Here is an 18187-nt window from a genome sequence, read left to right on the forward strand (position 1 = left end):
GTGTGAAGAGACGCACAGAGACTTGCGGTGTATTACTACAGTTTGTTTCACCGACTTATTTGGGTTGGCTGTCAGCGCTGAGAGATCAGCGAGGCAAACGGACAGTCAAACGGCAAGGCAGAGCAAAAGCTCATAAGACCGGAGCCACCCAAGCCAGTTTGCCTGACGACAATAGAGTTGTGGAACCACCTGATCCCATGCCGAACTCAGAAGTGAAACGCAACATCGCCGATGGTAGTGTGGGGCTTCCCCATGTGAGAGTAGGTCATCGTCAGGCGCCAAATCGAAAGGCCACCCAACTGGGTGGCCTTTTTTTATGCCCGAAATCCACAGCCTTAACAAACCTGCAAAAATCTGCACGGCCTGTTTGATAACCTCCTGCACAAACCGCCCTTACCTCCCGCAGGCGCGAGCAAAAAACCACCGCTGCTTTTTTATGCGCCTCCTGGGAAGTGGCGTAACGCCTTGATTTAACGGGGATATCCAGTAGTTATACACAAGTCTGTCCATGTCTTCTGTTAGTAACCGGGATGTCATGGAGCAGTTGTGGGTGGAGAGGACAGGGGGCGATGTTTTTTTACGCGCTTAGTGACTGGCGGCATAAAATCGGGGGCTGGGGACAACTATCCCATAGTTATACACAGCTCTGTCCATGGTTTTTGTGAGTAACCAGGGTGTCATATGACATTTTTATGAGTTGGCAAGCGAGCAGATATTTCTCGGTTGGCAGATAAAAAAATACCCCGCAGTAGCGGGGTATTTTGGGGATGCCTCAGGCGCTGCGGGTTGGATCACACAGCCTTCGCTGAGGAGGTGTTGCCGGGCTTTTTCCCCTTCAGTATCAGCCAGAGTGCGGCTACCAAAATCGCCGCCTGGAGGCCGATTCCCTGCCAAGTGGAGTAGATACCCAGCCAGTCGAAGCTGAAAGAGATCGGCATCGGGCTGATGCCGATCAGTGCCGCTTCCTGAAGGGCTGCAATGGCCTTGCCGGCAAGCACAAATGAAAGTGCCAGCAGTACCAAAGTTGTGACGGAGAAGAATTTGCCGAGTGGCAGTCGCGCCGAATAGCGCACCAGAATCCAGCCGATTATCGCCAGCAGGCCTGCGCCAGCTGTGACTCCTGTCCACAGGGCTACGTACTGGCCTTCCGCGGTCTGGGTGAGCAGGGACTGGTAGAAGAGGATGGTTTCAAAAATTTCCCGGTAGACGGCGATAAAGGCCAGGCCGGCAATGCCCCACAGGGTACCGGCGGTGAGACTTCGATTGACGCTTTCCTGGATATATTTCTGCCAGCTTTCCGTCTGAGTCTTGCTGTGCATCCAGAAACCCACGTAGAAAAGTACTGCGGCGGCCAATAACGCTGCCACGCCTTCCATCACCTCGCGGCTGGCGCCACTGATGGCGATAAATTGCTGTGCCAGCACCCAAGTTGCAAAGCCGGCGATAAAGGCGCTGATCCAGCCGATGTGTACGTACTTGAGTGCGTCCCTGCGTTGTGTTTTCACAAGGATTGTCGTAAGCGCGATCACTACCAGCAGTGCCTCCAGGCCCTCGCGCAGAAGGATAATCAGGCTGGCGATAAACAGCGCTGTGTCGGAGAGGCTGGATTCCTGCAGCAGCGCTCCGGCCTGATCCAGGCGCTGAAGTATATCGCTGACTTGTTGTTCCACTACCTGTGGGTCACTGTTCGGATTCAGCTGTGCGCGCAGGTTGAGCAGGTCGCTTTCAATCGCGCGGCGCAGATCTGCGTCGTGGGAATCCAGCGTGTTTTCCAAAAGTTCGAAGCCGTCTAGATAAGCGCTAACGGCAAAAGTGCGGGCATCCTTGTAATCACCGCGCAGATAGGCCGCCAGCGCTTTCTGCAACTGGCCACGTGCGGTATCCATCGGATCCGCTGAGTCAGAGCTTTTCTTCTCAAATAGGGCCGTCGGGTCGGCACGCAATGCTGCGATGGTGTCCGCGGAGATCTCGGGCCGGTTCTTGTGCAGTACTTGCGGGCTGTACATCACCAAGTCCTGCAAGGCCAGAGGGGAGTCAGAGACATCGCCCACTGAATCAGTGAACGCGAGGCTGCCTACATAGAACGCCAGGGACCAGCGCTGCTGCTCTGTCAGTTGGCTGAAAGAGGCCATAGCTGTGCCGTCAATACCGTTGCTGATAGCGTCGTAGAGGCCGAGCAGCGAGCGGTTTTCCGCGCGTTCACGTTCGTGGAAGTTGGTGGGGGGCGGTTCCAGCTGTGCTGCCAGGGGGCCGTCGCCCATGCCGGTGTCGCCGTGACAGGCCACGCAATTAGCCCGGTAGAGTGTCCGGCTCTCCTCGACGCTGAGCAGTGATTGCGGCAGCGATAGGGTGGGGGCTATGGCGAGCAGCTTTTGACGCAATTGGGCGGTATGTGTCTGTACTTCGCTCAGGCTGGCTTTGCGCCCAATAGCTGTTTGCAGGGCCTGGGCTTCCTTGCGGATGGCTTCAGCTTCCGGAGAGGGGGTGAGTTGACGTCCGCGATTGACCAGCAGATCTGCGAACTCTTCCATCTCTGCATATTCTTCCCCGTTGATGATTTCGCCGTTTTCCACGGCTTCCGAGTAGTCCACACCGATGTATTCGGCCAGTTGCATAAGCTGGCGCAGCTCCTGTTCGGAAAGACCCGACTCCTGAGCCAGGGTGGGAATTGCGGTTAAGAAGAACAGCGCTGCTAAGAGGCGCCTCAAATACTGGGAGAGGGGCATGGGATGTCCTTGTATTGACGCAAAAGACGTTGGTCGTTTGGCGTATAATATTATTGATAATTATTCTCACAATAAAGTAGATATACCCCATCTTTACCCAGGAATTGGCTTTTGAAAGTCATTTTGCACAATGTAACTTTGCGCAATTGAAATAGCCGGAGTCCGCCAATGAGCGACCTTTACTCTATATCATTCCAGAATGCCGATGGCTCCACAGCCTCTCTGGCGGCGTACCGGGGGCAGGTGCTGCTGATTGTAAACACTGCCAGCAAGTGTGGTTTCACTCCCCAATACAAAGGGTTGGAAGCCTTATACGAGAAGTACAAAGATCGGGGATTGGTGGTGCTGGGCTTCCCCTGTAATCAATTTGGTAAGCAGGAGCCGGGCAGCAATGACGAAATACAGCAATTCTGCGCGCTGAACTACGGTGTTACTTTCCCTGTCCATGCCAAGCTGGAAGTCAACGGCCCCGATGCCCATCCGCTATTTGTGGCGCTCAAGCGGCGGGCGCCGGGCCTGCTGGGTACAGAGGCCATCAAGTGGAATTTCACCAAGTTCCTGGTGAGCCGGGACGGTCAGCAGGTCAAGCGCTTCGCGCCCAAAGACAAACCGGAGAATTTGGAATCAGAAATCGAGCGGCTACTGTGACAGGCCCGCTGAGGATGGATCTCTCGCCCTAAGCCGCCAGCTGTGTTTTGCTCTCTACGCCGCCTTCAGGCCAATGGCTTGGGGCTACGGGACACCTTGGTGGGCACTGGGTGTGACCAGCCCTCAATACTTAGTGTTGCTGATCCTCTGGGAGTGGACTGGGCAGGGTGAGGGGCTGATAACTGTGTGGCGCGCGTCGGCGCCGTCTGAAGCTGAGTTCGGGCACTCCTGACCCAACGAATGGAAGAGCGCGGACTGGTTGTTCCAGCTTGCGCCCTGTGGTGGGTGGCGATCACCGACGCCGTGCGGGCTTAAACCGAGCGCATGGGCCTTGCTAAAACAATTGTTCAATACGGCGCCACTGTCGCAGCCGGAGCTGGCAAGGCTCCACCATCAACTGTGTTGGTTGCTGGAGAAGTTTCAGGTCGCAAATTAAAGCGTTGTTTGCCATCGGTGGTTTGCGATTTGCGCAAACAGTACAACAGTGCGGAGGCGCATCCTAAAATTGTGCCGCGCAATGATGATTATTAGGATGGTTGTTGACCTGTTTTACAGGGTGGGGGCATAATGCCAGCACTTGACCGCACTGTTGCGCAGAAATCGCCATGTATACTGTTTGTTTCAATTCCTGGCACCTCTACCGCGCCTTAGCTTTCTCGCTGCGACTGCCGCGTCGCGGCATATAATTTTATTTCTTTACCTTCCGACAGAATTCCACACTGTATTTTTTGGGCGCGTAGACAGCGATTCGCGCGCTGTTTAGCCTCGGGCCAGATTAGGAGAGAAGCCCAGATGAACACTAAAAAAGATAAATTAGTCATATTCGATACGACTTTGCGCGATGGTGAGCAGAGCCCCGGCGCCTCCATGACCAAAGATGAAAAGATTCGCATTGCGCGCATGCTGGAGCGTATGCGCGTGGATGTGATCGAGGCGGGTTTCGCCATTGCGAGTCCCGGTGATTTTGAGGCGGTCCAGGCGGTGGCCGAGACAGTGAAGGACTCCCGGGTGTGCAGTCTGGCCCGCGCTGTGGGACCGGATATCAGCCGCGCTGGTGAGGCGCTCAAGAAGGCTAATGCGTCGCGTATCCATACCTTTATCGCCACCTCACCGATCCACATGAAGTACAAGCTGCAGATGGAGCCGGAAAAGGTACTGGAGCGCGCGGTGGAAGCGGTCAAACTTGCGCGTCAATTCACAGATGATGTGGAGTTCTCACTAGAGGATGGCAGCCGTTCCGAGCCGGAGTTTATGTACCGTATCATCGAGGCGGTAATTAACGCTGGCGCCGGTACTATCAATATTCCCGATACCGTAGGTTACGGTGAGCCCGGCGAATACGGGGCCATGTTCAGGCGCGTGATTGAAAATGTACCCAATTCCGATAAGGCAATTTTCTCCACGCACTGTCACAACGACCTGGGATTGGCGGTAGCCAACTCACTGTCCGCGGTAATGAATGGTGTGCGCCAGGTGGAGTGCACCATCAATGGGCTCGGTGAGCGGGCGGGCAATGCCTCGCTGGAGGAAATCGTTATGGCGGTGCGCACCCGCCAGGATCTGTTCCCGGTGGAAACCGGAATAGACACCAGCCACATAGTGCCCACATCGCGGTTGGTATCCTCCATCACTGGCTTTCCTGTGCAGCCGAACAAGGCAATTGTCGGCGCCAATGCCTTTGCCCATGAATCCGGTATCCATCAGGACGGTGTGCTCAAGCACCGCGAAACCTACGAAATCATGCGCGCCCAGGACGTGGGCTGGGGCCACAACCGCTTGGTGTTGGGCAAGCACTCAGGCCGCGCCGCGGTCAAAGCGCGCTATGAGGAGCTGGGTATTCATTTCGAGGATACCGCTGAGTTCCAGATGGTGTTTGAGCGCTTCAAGGCGCTGGCGGACAAGAAACACGAAATTTTTGATGAAGACCTGCAATCTCTGGTCACCGGAACCGAGGCGCCTGTGGAGCGCTATCGGCTGGAGGACCTGGAAGTGCGCAGCAAGTTCGGCAGCCTGCCACAGGCGCAGCTGCGCCTGCTGATCGACGGCGAATCCCACCGCGTCGAAGCCTACGGCAGTGGCCCGGTCGATGCTACCTTCAAGGCGATCGAATCCATCGCCAAGAGCCAGGCAGATCTGAAACTCTACTCGGTCAATGCCGTCACCCAGGGTACAGATTCCCAGGGCACGGTTACCGTGCGCCTGGAGCGCGATGGGCGTTTGGTCAACGGAGTCGGTGCCGATACCGATATTCTGGTGGCCTCGGCCCAGGCCTACCTGGACGCGTTAAATATGCTCGATTCCGGTGAGAACAAGAGAAAAGGCGTTTAAGTGAACGAGTTGCAGCGGGCCGAATATCTGTCGGTAATGGGCGTGGTCAGCTATGTGCCGCGCTTCCTGCTGCCGCATGCTCCAGCGCCGCGCCAGGCGGAGTTGCCCCAAGAGCCCGCACCGGAAAGTCGCGCCCCGGAAGCGATTGGGCCGGCGGCTGTCACCGAGTTGACGGTCGCGGTATCGGCTACGCCCGCCGCCCAGCTGGCGGACCTGGGCATCTTGGAGCCCGGCACTTCCAAAACCACTGTTCGGGCTCCTGATACGCAAAAAACAGTCCCGGCGCGAGACCTATCTGATACGCCGCGGACAGAGCCTGCCCCCGCCCCCTTTGTGCTCAGCTGCTGGTGGCTTGGCGGGGAACTGTTGGCGGTGGACAGCAGGGAGCCGGGAGCGGCACTGCCGGTGGAGGCATTATTCAACAATATTGCCCGCGCGCTTGGGTGGCACCAATTGCCGCGCGAGCAGGACCGCCTGCGCTGGCCGCTGGCGGAGAATCGCTTCGGGCCCGCCGCTTCGGCAGCGGAGGCGCGGGACACCTGTTCCGCCTGGCTGGAGGCCGCCAGTGCGCGCCGCCCCGTCAAGTCCATCTGGCTGATGGGTCGGCAGGCGCGGGACTTCTGTGCGCCGGTCTCGTTGGAAAACACTATCAACGACTGGAAGGGGATCCGCGTGCTCGCTATGCCGAGCTTGTCGGAATTGCTGCAGCAGCCGGAGCGCAAGCGAGACGTATGGCAGTTGCTGCGCCAAGCTTACCCCGAACAGACCCGGGCTCAATGACTTTCCCGCCGGGCGCGCGTTTAATCGCGGCTAACGAAACGCACTGCGGCGCCTTCGCGACGCTGGCTCGCGCTGCCCACTCCCACCCCTGGACTGAAGCCCAATACCGGGACAGCCTGTGCGCTGGACACCAGTGCTGGCTGCTGTTGTCGGTGTGCGGCGAGCCTATCGCCTGTTGCGTGATTTCATCGCTGTTTGACGAAGCGGAAATTCTCGATATTGCCGTGGCGCCGGACTGGCGGCGGCGCGGTATCGCCGGGGCCCTGCTGCAGCGGCTGATCGCAGGCTTGCCGCGTCAGATTACTCGCGTCTTGTTGGAAGTACGCGCATCGAATGTTGCCGCCCTGTCTCTTTACCGCAAACTGGGTTTTTACGAGGACGGCGTGCGTAAAAATTATTATCCGGCGGAAGGTGGCGGGCGAGAGGATGCCGTACTGATGAGTCTCAATACTGCGCGTTGATTCGGCGAGTTTAAACGCTCGAACCAAGTGATCCACGCTGACTTGTGCGATGCGAAATCGATAGCAGACAATAGTGACTCGAATCGCTCCTGGCGCGCGCGGGGCTGATAAACTATTGCCCGGTGTTGCCTATATCCACCGCAATCCGGTGGATTTCAAATTTCCGCAAAGAGTTTTTCATGGCGTTATCGCAAAAGCATCCCTCTCTGCTGGAAGGGTCCGTCGCCGGCCATCTACGCCGGCTGGCACTGCCGATGGTGTGGGGTATTCTCGCCACCATGTCCTTTAATGTGGTGGATACTTATTTTGTCGCCCAACTGGGCAATGCGCCGCTGGCGGCGATGAGTTTTACCTTCCCGGTGGTGATGGTGATCAACAGCGTCGCCATCGGGCTGGGGGCGGGGACTTCCTCGGCAGTGGCGCGGGCCTATGGCGCCGGAGATCTGGCACGGGTGCGGCGCTTGGTGACCGATGCTTCGCTGCTAGCGCTGCTGGTTGCTCTCGTGGTCAGTGGCGTGGGGCTCGCCACCATCGATCCCCTTTTCAGACTGCTCGGCGCCGCGCCGGAAATGCTGCCGTTGATTGCCGACTATATGGTGCCCTGGTACCTGGGTGCGGTATTTGCGGTGGTACCCATGGTGGCCTTGTCGGCGCTGCGCGCCATCGGTAACAGCGCCCTGACCGGACGCATTATGATGGCGGTGGCGTTTTTTAACCTGATTCTGGACCCACTACTGATTTTTGGCTTGCTGGGTTTCCCGCGCCTTGAATTACAGGGGGCTGCGCTGTCAACGGTTATCGCACGGGGTATCAGTTTTTTTATCGCACTTTATTTTTTGATACGGCGAGAGCATTTGATGGCCGTACCGGGCTGGAAGCTCTCCCCGCTGTTGGAGTCCTGGCGGACGGTGCTGGCGGTGGGGCTGCCGGCGGTGGCCACCAATGTCATTATTCCCATGGCCGGTGGTGTGGTGGTAGCGCTAGTGGCCGCGCACGGTGCCGATGCCGTGGCGGGGCTCGGCATTGCGCTGCGCATAGAGCCTGTAGCGCTGATTATTTTCTACGCCCTCTCGTCGGTCGTGGGGCCATTTGTCGGCCAGAATGCGGGGGCGGGCAAAACGGCGCGCCTGCGGGAAACGGTCAGTGTGTTGGCGCGCTTCTGTGTCGGTTGTGGTTTCTCACTGGCGCTAGTGCTCTACGCCGTGGGACCGGCGTTGGCAGGGTTGTTCAGTGACTCCGAGGAAGTGTTGGCAGTGGCGGTGGCCTATCTGACCCTGGTGCCCGCCAGCTACGCTGGCTATGGATTTGTGATGTCCGCCAATGCCGCCTTTAACGGGCTCGGGCGTCCGTTGCCGGCTACGTTGATTTCCTTCCTGCGCGTACTTGGCGTCTATTTGCCCTTGGCTTGGCTGGGCAGTCATTACTGGGGAGTCAGTGGCCTATTTGTCGCTACGGGAATATCCAATCTTCTGTTGGGAGCCCTGGCCTGGTGGTGGCTGCGTCGGGATATCGGCACTTGTGCCGCGCCGGGGGCGGCACAGCCCCAGGCCCGCTAGGCGTCGCTGGCTTTGCTTCCGGGGGGCTCGTTTCTTTGGGGCGCCTCTGTGATCAACGGAGCACTGTAGTCGGTTCCTTATGGAGCCTCTGATTAATTCATTTGGGGCGGATATGAAGCTCAGGTGATAGGACAGATATTTCGAAACCGTCGGATACAGGGAGGTATCCGTCGGAGCTACAGGGAAGTACTCGTGCGTTTTCGAAATATCCGTCCTATTACCTGAGCGCCCCGGAACCTACCATTGTGTTCACACGAATTATTCAGAGGTTCCTTAGGTAATGAGGCGGGCATTTCCTGAACGTCTCCCTGACCTCGAAGTGTCTTTACCGCCGGTAAGCGGATATTCACAGATTTCTCAGGCCCGGATGCGAGTGCATCCGGACCCTTTCTCTGTTGCTTTCTCGGGTCAGATGGTTTCGGTGGCTTCGTGCAGCCACTTTTGTGTTTTCTCGTTTACCAGCGGTAGCAGCGTTTCCCGCACTCGCCGGTGGTAACGGTTTAGCCACGCTTTTTCCGCCTCGTTGAGTAGCCCGGTGTCGATCAGCCTTTTATCGATCGGTGCCAGTGTCAGTGTTTCGAATTCAAGGAAACCGTGGTGTTTATCGGACTCCTTGACGAAAACCAGGTTCTCAATGCGGATGCCGTATTGCCCGGTCAGGTAAAACCCCGGCTCATTTGACAGGATCATCCCCGGTTCCAGTGCCACGCCACTGGCGGCTTTGCCGATTCGCTGCGGCCCTTCGTGCACACTGAGAAAGCTGCCGACGCCGTGGCCGGTGCCGTGGGCGTAGTCCAGACCCGCATCCCACAGGGATTTGCGCGCAAAAGCATCTATCTGTTCGCCACAGGTGCCCTTGGGAAAGTGCAGCGTGGCGATGGCAATATGCCCTTTGAGTACACGGGTGAAATGTTCCCGTGCATGCGCGGGAAAATCGCCGAGCGCCAGGGTACGGGTCACATCAGTGGTGCCATCTGGGTACTGCCCACCGGAGTCGATCAGGTAGAGGCCCTCGGGTTTCAGCGGCAGGCTGGATTCGCGGCTGACCCGATAGTGCACTATGGCGCCATTGGGACCATAGCCGGAAATCGCATCGAAGCTGTCGTCCTGAAATCCTTCGCGCTGCTCGCGCTTGGCGCGGAGCAATCCCGCCGCCTCCAGTTCGCCGAATGGGGTGTCGGCAGCGCTCGCGGCCACAGCGTCCGGCAGCTCAGCGAGGAACTCGCACAGAGCGGCGCCATCGCGCTCGTGGGCGGCGCGGGCGCCCGCCAGCTCCACGGGATTTTTACGCGCCTTGGCCCGGGTGACGGGATCCCGCTCTTGCAGCAGTTCGATATCCCGCGCGCGCAATTGCTGCAGGGTCCAGCAGTTAGTGATTTGCGGATCTACCCAGATCTTTGCCACGTGGTGTCGCTGGGCGGCGGTGAAGAGTTCGCTTTTATCGTTGACGATACTGACGTCGTTATCCAAGTGCTCTAACAGCGCCTCGCTAACCGCTTCTGCGGCTAAATAGAGGGTGGCACTGCCGTCGCGGTACAGGAGGCCGCAGGCCAGCGCCACTGGCAGGTGGGGAACGTCCGTCCCGCGGATATTGAACAGCCAGGCACAGACTTCCGGATTCGGCAGCCAGAGTGCGTCGGCGCGCCGCTCCGCCAGCTGGGCGGCGATGCGCGCACGTTTATCTGCCGAGTGCTCGCCGGTAAAGGCCAAGGGATGGGGACGCGCGGGGCCACAAGGGGGCGCGGGCTTGTCGCGCCATATCGCGTCTATAGGATTGTCCTCCAGCGGACGCAGATTGATATCCCGTTCGTTGAGGCGCTTTTTCAATGTCGCCAGGCCTGGTTCCGTGTGTAGGCGCGGATCGTAGCCCAGGGCATCGCCAGGTCGCAGTTGCTCGCACAGCCAGTCGGCAATGGCGTCCATGCTCAGGCTTTCCTGCTCGATGGGCTGGTCGCGCAGCTGCTGCTGGGCTTGTAGGGTATAGCGGCCATCTACGAACAGCGCCGCGTGCTCCGCCGCAATCGCTGCCATGCCGGCCGAGCCGGTAAAGCCGGTGAGCCAGGCCAGGCGCTCGTCGGATGCGGGAACATATTCGTTTTGGTATTCATCTCCCCTCGGCACCAGAAAGGCCTGTACACCTTGCTGTTTAAGCGTTTCCCTCAATGCCTGCAAGCGTTCCCGACTCATGATCCACCTCCAGCAAAAAATGCGCAGTCTAGGACCCATGTGATCAGTTTTCCAGCACTCGCCGCCGTGCCGGCGTGTATAATGCGCGCCTTGTTTTTGCTGAACGCCGAGTTATCGAATCTTAGAGTATGGGCCAGAGTTCTACCCAGGCGGGATACACCGACCGCCGCACCTTCGCGATCATTTCTCACCCGGACGCCGGTAAGACGACTGTCACGGAAAAACTGCTGCTGTTCGGGAATGCGATTCAGCTGGCCGGTTCGGTCAAGGGCAAAAAGGGGCCCCACGCGCGCTCCGACTGGATGACGATGGAGCAGGAGCGGGGCATTTCCGTGACCTCTTCCGTTATGCAGTTCCCCTACAAGGGGCGTACGGTCAACCTGCTGGACACCCCCGGCCACGAAGATTTCTCCGAAGACACCTACCGGGTGCTGACCGCGGTGGACTCCGCCCTGATGGTGATCGATGGCGCCAAGGGGGTCGAAGACCGCACCATAAAGCTGATGAACGTGTGCCGCTTGCGTACCACCCCGATCCTGTCGTTTATCAACAAGCTGGACCGGGACATCCGCGATCCTATTGAGGTAATGGATGAAATCGAGGAAGTGCTGGATATTCAGGCGGCGCCGATCAACTGGCCCCTGGGCTCCGGCAAGAACTTCAAGGGCGTCTACAACCTCTACACGGACACCATACATGTGTACGAGCAGGGGCAGGGCCACACTATCCCCGAAGATACCCAGATTAAGGGGCTGGACTCTGATGAGGCGAGTGCGCTGTTGGGCGAGTACGCCGACGATATCCGCGAGGAAATAGAACTGGTGCGCGGCGCCACCCACGAATTTGATCTGGAGGCCTATCTGGCCGGCAAGCTGACTCCGGTGTTTTTTGGCACTGCGCTGGGCAACTTCGGGGTGCGCGAGATGCTCGACGGTTTTGTCGAGTGGGCACCGGGCCCCCAGCCCAGGCCCGCCAACGAGCGCAGTGTTGCGCCGGGAGAAGAAAAATTCAGCGGATTCGTGTTTAAGATTCAGGCAAACATGGACCCGAAGCACCGCGACCGCATTGCTTTTATGCGGGTTTGCTCCGGCACCTACAGCCGCGGTATGAAAATGCGGCACGTGCGCCTGGGTAAGGATGTGAAGATCGCCGACGCTGTGACATTTATGGCCGGCGACCGCACCCACGTAGAGGAGGCGATCGCCGGCGATATTATCGGCCTGCACAACCACGGCACCATTCAGATTGGGGATACCTTTACCGAGGGCGAAAATCTCAAGTTCACCGGTATTCCGAACTTCGCCCCGGAACTCTTCCGCCGTATCCGCCTGAAGGACCCGCTGAAGCTGAAACAATTGCAGAAAGGGTTGCAGCAGCTTTCCGAAGAAGGCTCCACGCAGGTTTTCTTTCCGCTGGACAATAACGACATTATTGTCGGCGCTGTGGGGGTGTTGCAGTTTGAGGTGGTGGCCTTCCGCCTTAAGGACGAATACAAGGTGGAGGCCATCTACGAAAATGTAAACGTAAATACCGCGCGCTGGGTGGACAGTGACAACGCCAAGGAGTTGGAGAACTTCAAACGCAAGGCCAGCACTAATCTGGCGCTGGATGGCAGTGGTCACCTGACCTACCTGGCGCCGACCCGCGTCAACTTGCAGTTGGCTGAGGAGCGCTATCCGGAAATCCGCTTCTATGCCACCCGGGAGCATTGAGAAACCTCGGATGAATGCGCGCGCTTAGGTAACGAGATTAATCTGGCAAAGCGAGGGTTGTCCTCGTGCGTTTTCGCAATGCCTATTCCGTTATCTGAGCATTTCAATAGGCCTGGAAATAGCTTTACCGCCAGGAGGAGATTTAGCCAGAGGGCCTCTTAGAGTCTGGAAGCGAATTCATCAGAAATTCCCTAATAATGACTATGTCCGTGTATTGGTTTGAATTTTGAGAGACTGAGTTAGTGAGCATTCCAAAAGAAATACCCGAAGAGATACCCCGTAAAGGCAATGGGCTGACCAAGGCAATCGGTCTGATGTTTACCCGGTTGCTCGGTTGGCGCCTGGAGGGTGAATTCCCGCGCGAGAAAAAAGTGATGGTGGCGATGGCGCCGCACACGTCCAACTGGGATTTCGTTGTCGCCATGCCATTTATTATGGCGCTTAGAATTAAAATTTCCTGGCTGATGAAAAAAGAGGCCTTTTTCTTTCCATTCAAGCGCTTATTTCTGTGGCTCGGCGGTATTCCCACTGACCGCTCTGCGCCAGGGGGCCTGGCGCAGCAGATCGCCAGGCAATTTCAGCACAAGGATAAGCTGTGGGTGGCGATTATGCCGGAAGGCACCCGCAAGAAGGTGAGCAAGTGGAAAAACGGCTTTTTGCGCATTGCCTATGCCGCGGATGTCCCCGTGCTGCTGGTGGCCTGGGATTTTGCCCACAAATGCATCCGTATCGACTCCCTCTATCATCCCACCGGAGATTTGGAGGCGGACATGAGAGAGATACAGCGGCGCTTCAGTAAATACCGAGGGCGCTATCCGGAAAACCAGACAGACTTCGTGGAGCATCAGCCCTGAGCGGGAGCAAAGGAGCCTGACTTTGATGAATTCGCGCCCGGACCGACATTGCCCAAATAGCGGAGAACCGGCGATAGAGCGCCCGCGGATTCATCAGAGGTTCCCGCTGTGGTGCTGATAGACGGTGGGCTTTCTCTTTTTACCTGCCTGCTCCTGATTTCGGTTGCCTTTACGGCTGGTTTTGTCAGCGCGATTGCCGGCGGCGGTGGCATTATCACCTTGCCCGCGCTGCTCTGGGCAGGTATCCCGCCACTGGATGCTCTGGGCACCAATAAATTCCAGAGCGTTTTCGGTACGCTTTCCTCGACGATTAACTTCTTTCAGAAAGGGCACCTCGACTTGCGTCCTCTGTGGCCGGGATTACTGGCGGCGATAGTTGGCGCTGTGTTGGGGACCTGGAGTGTGACGCAGTTGGGGGGTGAACAATTAGACACATTGCTGCCGCTATTGCTGATTGCCATTGCGCTTTATTTTCTCTTTTCTCCCCGCATCTCTGATATTGATAGCAAGCCGCGCATTTCGAATAGCTTGTTCAATCTCTTCGCCGGTGGAGGCATCGGGTTTTACGGCGGCTTTTTTGGCCCCGGCATGGGATCCATTTACGCGCTGGCTTTCAGCGCACTGCTCGGCTACAACATACGTAGAGCTACCGCGCATACCAAGCCGCTGGTGCTGGTTACTAACGTGACTTCCATGCTGATCTTTATGGCCGGCGGCCACCTGTTACTATGGCTCGCCATCGGTATGTCTGCCGCTCAGTTCGCCGGTGCGCGCCTGGGGTCCAATCTGGTTATTTCTCGCGGTGCGCGCCTGATCAAGCCGGTGATTATTCTCGCTACCCTGGTGGTGGCGTTGAAGCTGTTGCTGGAAGTGTGAGAGCATGACGATCCTACTTACCCTGCTGCTTTCCATTTGCATCTTCGCCCTGATAATCTGGGCGCTCATGCACATGCGTACGCCGCGTTTCCGTATGGAGCGCAAGGATTTTCTCAAGGGACTGGAGGACGTGATCACCGGCCAGGCGGATGACAACGAATGGCGGGTGCTCACCGGTTACCCCATGCGCCACGATCCCGATCTGGAGCAGCTGCGCCTCGAATGTCTGAAGATCGAAGAGGCCGAATACACCGGCGGCTCGCCCTATCTGTTTACCCGGGCGGGACTGGAGCAGTTGCGTGAAGTGCGGCGTAAGCTGTTGGCAGCCGAAAAAGAATCTGATTAATAAAACTACGGAAGCGTTGGTTTATTCGCGCCCTGGCCTTGTGGGTATTTCGCAAGCGGGGGAGAGCTCAGGTAATGGGCGGGTTTTGAAACCGCCGGATGCGGGAATGTAGCGCGCGTTTTCGCACAATCCATTGCATTGCCAGAGGCCCCTGAAACTATCGCAGGCTTGGCCGGATCAACCGGCGCTTCCCCCAGTGTTTTGCCACAGGATAAAACCATGTTGAGACCATTGCTGACTCTTACCGGCGGATTGCTCGCGGCCCTGGCCGTTGTTTCCGCCCAGGCCAAGCCTTTGTCCCAGGAGGATATTTCCGTCGCGGAAGTGCTGCGCGACCGCGCGCTTGAGTCTTCCGACGCCTACAGTCTTGTTGAGTCTTTGACGGTAGAAGTGGGACCGCGCCGGGCCGGCACCGAGGGGGACCGCCGAGCTGTGGCCTGGGCACTGCAGAAAATGAAAACGCTGGGATTTGACCGCGTCTATACCGAGCAGATCGATGTGAAGCGCTGGCATCGGGGCCACGCACATGCGGAAGTGGTTGCGCCCTTCCCGCAGCCGCTGGTGGTCTCCTCCCTCGGCTACAGCGTGCCCACGCCCGAGGGCGGACTGACGGCGGAAATTGTCGAATTTGCCGATGTGGAGGCGCTCACCAAAGCGTCGGCCAAAAAAGTCAAAGGCAAGATCGTTTTTATCAATAGGCGCATGGAGCGCGCACGCACCGGTGAGGGCTATGGGCCCGCCGTGCAGGGGCGCAGCAAAGGTATGCGCATCGCGGCGGAAAAAGGTGCGGTGGCGCTGCTGTTGCGCTCCGTGGGCACAGATTCCGATCGCTTCGCCCACACCGGGATGATGTCTATCGAAGGGGTTGAAAATCCTGTGCCAGCCCTGGCTTTGTCCGCGCCGGATGCCAACTTACTGGAAGCCATGCTCAAGCGCGGCAAACCGGTAGAGGTAAAACTGGACGTGGATAACGAGCTGCTCGCCGATGGCCCCTCTTTCAATGTGATCGGTGAAATCACTGGGCGGGAAAAGCCGGAAGAGGTGATGATCATCGGCGCACACCTGGATTCCTGGGATGAGGGAACGGGCGCACTGGACGACGGTGCCGGCGTGGCTATTGTGCTGGAAACCGCGCGTCTGATCGCCGAGCTGCCGAGCCGTCCGCGTCGCACCCTGCGCGTGGTGCTGTTCGGTGCAGAGGAAATCGGCCTAGTGGGGGCCAAGCAGTATGTGGAAGCCCACCGCAGTGAACTCGACAATATTATTGCCGTGTCCGAATCCGATTTCGGCGCCGGCAAGGTGTGGCGATTTGATACCCGCCTACCGGAAAATAAGTTTGATATCGCCGATCAGATGATGCAGCTGTTGGCGCCGCTGGGGATTGAGCGCGGCAACAACAACAGTCACGGCGGTCCCGATGGCAGTGTCTTTGTCGCCCAGGGTGTGCCCGCATTCGGCCTCTACCAGGACGGCACTGATTATTTCGACTTCCACCACACGCCCAACGACACCTTAGACAAGGTGGACCCGGAGAACCTGAAACAAAATGTGGCTGCCTGGGTGGTGATGTCTTTTCTGGTGGCGGAAATGGAGGGAGATTTAGGTCGAGTGCCGACGGAACACTGAAGTCACCTTTATTCATTCGCTTCCCGGCGGTGAGGGGCCTCGAATTAGCCTTACCACCGGGAAGTGAACTGTTCAGGCGCTTTTTAGCGCTGCTCTCCCCGCAATCCCAATACCTGCTCCCGCAGCGTTTCCGCCCTGGCTGCGGCCGCGTCTAGCGGCTTGCCGGCGACCACACTCACTTTTGACCAGAAACGCCTGGGCAAGGTGGTGAAGGCGTGGCCGTCTTTGTGGCTGAAGAAGCTGCCCCAGAGGCCGCGCAGGGCCATGGGGATGACTGGGACAGGAGTGCGGCGGAGTATCTTTTCGATACCGGCCTTGAAGGGGCCGAGTTCGCCATCTTTGGTCAGCTGCCCCTCGGGGAAGATGCACAGCAGATCGCCGTTTTTAAGCCCTTGTTCTATTTCTACGAACGCCTTTTCGTAGCCCTCTGGGTCTTTTTGTTTCGAGCAGATGGGGATGGCGCGGCCGGTCTTGAAGATAAAGTGCAGCACCGGGATTTCGTAAATGGGCTTGTACATGATAAAGCGGATGGGACGGCGCACAGCGCCCGCCAGGAGTAGGGCATCTACATAGCTGACGTGGTTGCACACGATGATGGCCGGGCCTTCTTCGGGGATTTGTTCAAGTCCTTGGTGTTTGACCCGGTACATGGTGTGGGACAGCAGCCAGATCAGCAGGCGCATTGCGAATTCTGGTACCCGGTTGAATACGAACACGGCCACCGCGGCATTCATCAGGGCGATGACCATAAAGAACTGCGGGATGGTGAAGTCGAGCAGGGTGAGAAATATCAGGCCCAGTATTGCCGAAATCACCATAAACAGAGCGTTCATGATATTGGTAACCGCAATTACCCGGGCGCGCAGGGCTTTGTCGGTGCGGTCCTGAATCATGGCGTAGAGGGGCACTATGTAGAGACCGCCGAAGATGCCGATCAGCGCCAAATGCAGCAGGAAAGACTGAGCGCCAGGGCTGTTCCAGAAAGCGGCCAGGGAGACTTCCGTCAGCGGTGTCAGATTGCCACCGATCACAGACAAAGCGATGCCGCCATAGGTGAGGCCCGCAGCTCCCAGTGGTACCAGACCGAGTTCTATGCGGCCGCCGGATAGACGCTCACAGGTCAGAGAGCCGATCGCCACGCCGACGGTAAAGCTGCACAGGAGCAGAGCCACCAGGGGTTCGTTGCCACCCAAGACGTTCTTGCCGAAGCTGGGGATCTGGGTCAGGTAGGCGGCTCCCAGAAGCCAGAACCAGGAAATACCGATGATGGAGTAAAAGATCGCCGGTGTTTTGGCTGCTTCGCGCAGCATGCGGGCGGTCTGACGAATCGGGTTGAGATCGATCTGTAGTTCCGGTACGGGCGGGGCGGCTTTGGGAATCGCGCGGCACACCAGGTAACCCGCCAGGGCGATGGCGATGATCAAGCCTCCGATCCAGCTGCTACCCCACTCGTTTCCCCCATTACTGGCCCCAGAAAGAATCGTGCCCACAATGGTACCGCCGAGGATGGCGACAAAGGTCCCCATTTCCACTAGAGCGTTACCGCCTACCAGCTCCGACTTGCGCAGGTGCTGGGGCAGTATTGCGTACTTGATTGGGCCGAAAAACGCGGATTGGAGGCCGAGGAGAAAAAGTACCAGCAGACTCAGGGAATTGCTGCCGCTGACAAGTGCCACTACGCCAACCAGGCTGATACCGATTTCCGCCAGTTTGATGCGTCGGATCAGCAGGCTTTTGTCGTACTTGTCCGCCAGCTGACCGGCAGTGGCGGAAAACAGGAAAAAGGGCAGGATGAACAGGCCGGCGGCCAGATTGTTAAGTGCATTGGCCTGATCCGCGGCGAGGCGGAAGGCGATCATTACCATCAGTGCACTTTTGAAAACATTATCGTTAAAGGCGCCGAGGAATTGGGTCAGGAAGAATGGTAGAAAACGGCGGCTGGCCAGTAATTGGAACTGATTTTTATGGGCCATGGGCCTGATCCCCTATTGGTGTTTTTACTTTATGGTAAGCGAAATGTGGCTGTCATAAAAAAGCCCCGCGATGCGGGGCTTTGGAGCGGGCTGTCACCCGCGTGGGTAATACTG

Annotated in this window: 13 protein-coding genes and 1 rRNA gene; 11 read left to right on the forward strand and 3 right to left on the reverse strand. The window is 57.9% G+C overall.

Features of this window, described 5'->3' with window-relative positions; translation table 11 throughout:
• Positions 1-161: 161 nt before the first annotated feature.
• Positions 162-277 (forward strand): 5S ribosomal RNA (rrf, locus tag BM155_RS11990).
• Between the two features lie 514 nt (positions 278-791).
• Here the strand turns inward: rrf and BM155_RS11995 are convergent.
• Positions 792-2726, reverse strand: a complete 1935-nt coding sequence (locus BM155_RS11995; RefSeq protein WP_074903376.1) for a cytochrome c/FTR1 family iron permease — start codon at positions 2724-2726, stop codon at positions 792-794.
• A 168-nt stretch (positions 2727-2894) separates the two neighbouring features.
• On the opposite strand from BM155_RS11995, the gene BM155_RS12000 reads away from it, so the two are divergent.
• The 5 genes from BM155_RS12000 to BM155_RS12020 all read left to right on the forward strand — a co-directional run bounded on the left by BM155_RS12000 (position 2895) and on the right by BM155_RS12020 (position 8499).
• Positions 2895-3374, forward strand: coding sequence for a glutathione peroxidase (locus tag BM155_RS12000; protein ID WP_074903378.1), 480 nt, complete (start codon positions 2895-2897; stop codon positions 3372-3374).
• A gap of 792 nt (positions 3375-4166) precedes the next feature.
• A complete protein-coding gene (locus tag BM155_RS12005) occupies positions 4167-5702 on the forward strand; it encodes a 2-isopropylmalate synthase (protein ID WP_067151222.1) in 1536 nt (511 codons plus the stop codon).
• Positions 5703-6482, forward strand: a complete 780-nt coding sequence (locus BM155_RS12010) for a hypothetical protein (protein ID WP_074903379.1) — start codon at positions 5703-5705, stop codon at positions 6480-6482. It begins immediately after the preceding gene.
• Positions 6479-6943, forward strand: coding sequence for a ribosomal protein S18-alanine N-acetyltransferase (rimI, locus tag BM155_RS12015; protein ID WP_067151229.1), 465 nt, complete (start codon positions 6479-6481; stop codon positions 6941-6943). Before BM155_RS12010 ends, rimI begins: the two co-directional genes overlap by 4 nt.
• 179 nt (positions 6944-7122) lie before the next feature.
• Positions 7123-8499, forward strand: coding sequence for an MATE family efflux transporter (locus BM155_RS12020; RefSeq protein WP_067151232.1), 1377 nt, complete (start codon positions 7123-7125; stop codon positions 8497-8499).
• A gap of 408 nt (positions 8500-8907) precedes the next feature.
• Here BM155_RS12020 and BM155_RS12025 read toward each other — a convergent pair whose 3' ends face one another.
• Positions 8908-10686, reverse strand: a complete 1779-nt coding sequence (locus tag BM155_RS12025; protein WP_074903392.1) for an aminopeptidase P family protein — start codon at positions 10684-10686, stop codon at positions 8908-8910.
• A gap of 128 nt (positions 10687-10814) precedes the next feature.
• Here BM155_RS12025 and BM155_RS12030 point away from each other — a divergent pair, with 128 nt between their 5' ends.
• The 5 genes from BM155_RS12030 (at position 10815) to BM155_RS12050 (ending at position 16100) form a co-directional block, all read left to right on the forward strand.
• Complete coding sequence (locus BM155_RS12030) at positions 10815-12398, forward strand: peptide chain release factor 3 (RefSeq protein ID WP_067151238.1); 1584 nt, start codon at positions 10815-10817, stop codon at positions 12396-12398.
• A gap of 242 nt (positions 12399-12640) precedes the next feature.
• The gene (locus BM155_RS12035; protein ID WP_231902443.1) at positions 12641-13252 is read left to right on the forward strand and encodes a lysophospholipid acyltransferase family protein; all 612 of its coding nucleotides are present in this window, start codon (positions 12641-12643) and stop codon (positions 13250-13252) included.
• 108 nt (positions 13253-13360) lie between these two features.
• Complete coding sequence (locus BM155_RS12040) at positions 13361-14128, forward strand: TSUP family transporter (protein ID WP_067151241.1); 768 nt, start codon at positions 13361-13363, stop codon at positions 14126-14128.
• Between the two features lie 4 nt (positions 14129-14132).
• On the forward strand, positions 14133-14474 hold the full coding sequence (locus tag BM155_RS12045; protein WP_067151244.1) for a hypothetical protein: 342 nt from the start codon (positions 14133-14135) through the stop codon (positions 14472-14474).
• 219 nt (positions 14475-14693) lie between these two features.
• On the forward strand, positions 14694-16100 hold the full coding sequence (locus tag BM155_RS12050) for a M20/M25/M40 family metallo-hydrolase (protein WP_067157344.1): 1407 nt from the start codon (positions 14694-14696) through the stop codon (positions 16098-16100).
• Positions 16101-16183: 83 nt separating this feature from the next.
• Here the strand turns inward: BM155_RS12050 and BM155_RS12055 are convergent, their stop codons facing one another.
• Positions 16184-18073: an MFS transporter gene (locus tag BM155_RS12055; protein WP_074903394.1), complete on the reverse strand. Its 1890-nt coding sequence runs from the start codon at positions 18071-18073 to the stop codon at positions 16184-16186.
• Between the last annotated feature and the right edge of the window lie 114 nt (positions 18074-18187).

The organism is Microbulbifer thermotolerans, assembly GCF_900112305.1.
Taxonomy (GTDB): Bacteria; Pseudomonadota; Gammaproteobacteria; order Pseudomonadales; family Cellvibrionaceae; genus Microbulbifer; species Microbulbifer thermotolerans.

Coding starts and splice junctions, on each gene's coding strand:
- BM155_RS11995 (WP_074903376.1), bottom strand. CDS start 2,726: ATGCCCCTCTCCCAGTATTTGAGGCGCCTCTTAGCAGCGCTGTTCTTC.
- BM155_RS12000 (WP_074903378.1), top strand. CDS start 2,895: ATGAGCGACCTTTACTCTATATCATTCCAGAATGCCGATGGCTCCACA.
- BM155_RS12005 (WP_067151222.1), top strand. CDS start 4,167: ATGAACACTAAAAAAGATAAATTAGTCATATTCGATACGACTTTGCGC.
- rimI (WP_067151229.1), top strand. CDS start 6,479: ATGACTTTCCCGCCGGGCGCGCGTTTAATCGCGGCTAACGAAACGCAC.
- BM155_RS12020 (WP_067151232.1), top strand. CDS start 7,123: ATGGCGTTATCGCAAAAGCATCCCTCTCTGCTGGAAGGGTCCGTCGCC.
- BM155_RS12025 (WP_074903392.1), bottom strand. CDS start 10,686: ATGAGTCGGGAACGCTTGCAGGCATTGAGGGAAACGCTTAAACAGCAA.
- BM155_RS12030 (WP_067151238.1), top strand. CDS start 10,815: ATGGGCCAGAGTTCTACCCAGGCGGGATACACCGACCGCCGCACCTTC.
- BM155_RS12045 (WP_067151244.1), top strand. CDS start 14,133: ATGACGATCCTACTTACCCTGCTGCTTTCCATTTGCATCTTCGCCCTG.
- BM155_RS12050 (WP_067157344.1), top strand. CDS start 14,694: ATGTTGAGACCATTGCTGACTCTTACCGGCGGATTGCTCGCGGCCCTG.
- BM155_RS12055 (WP_074903394.1), bottom strand. CDS start 18,073: ATGGCCCATAAAAATCAGTTCCAATTACTGGCCAGCCGCCGTTTTCTA.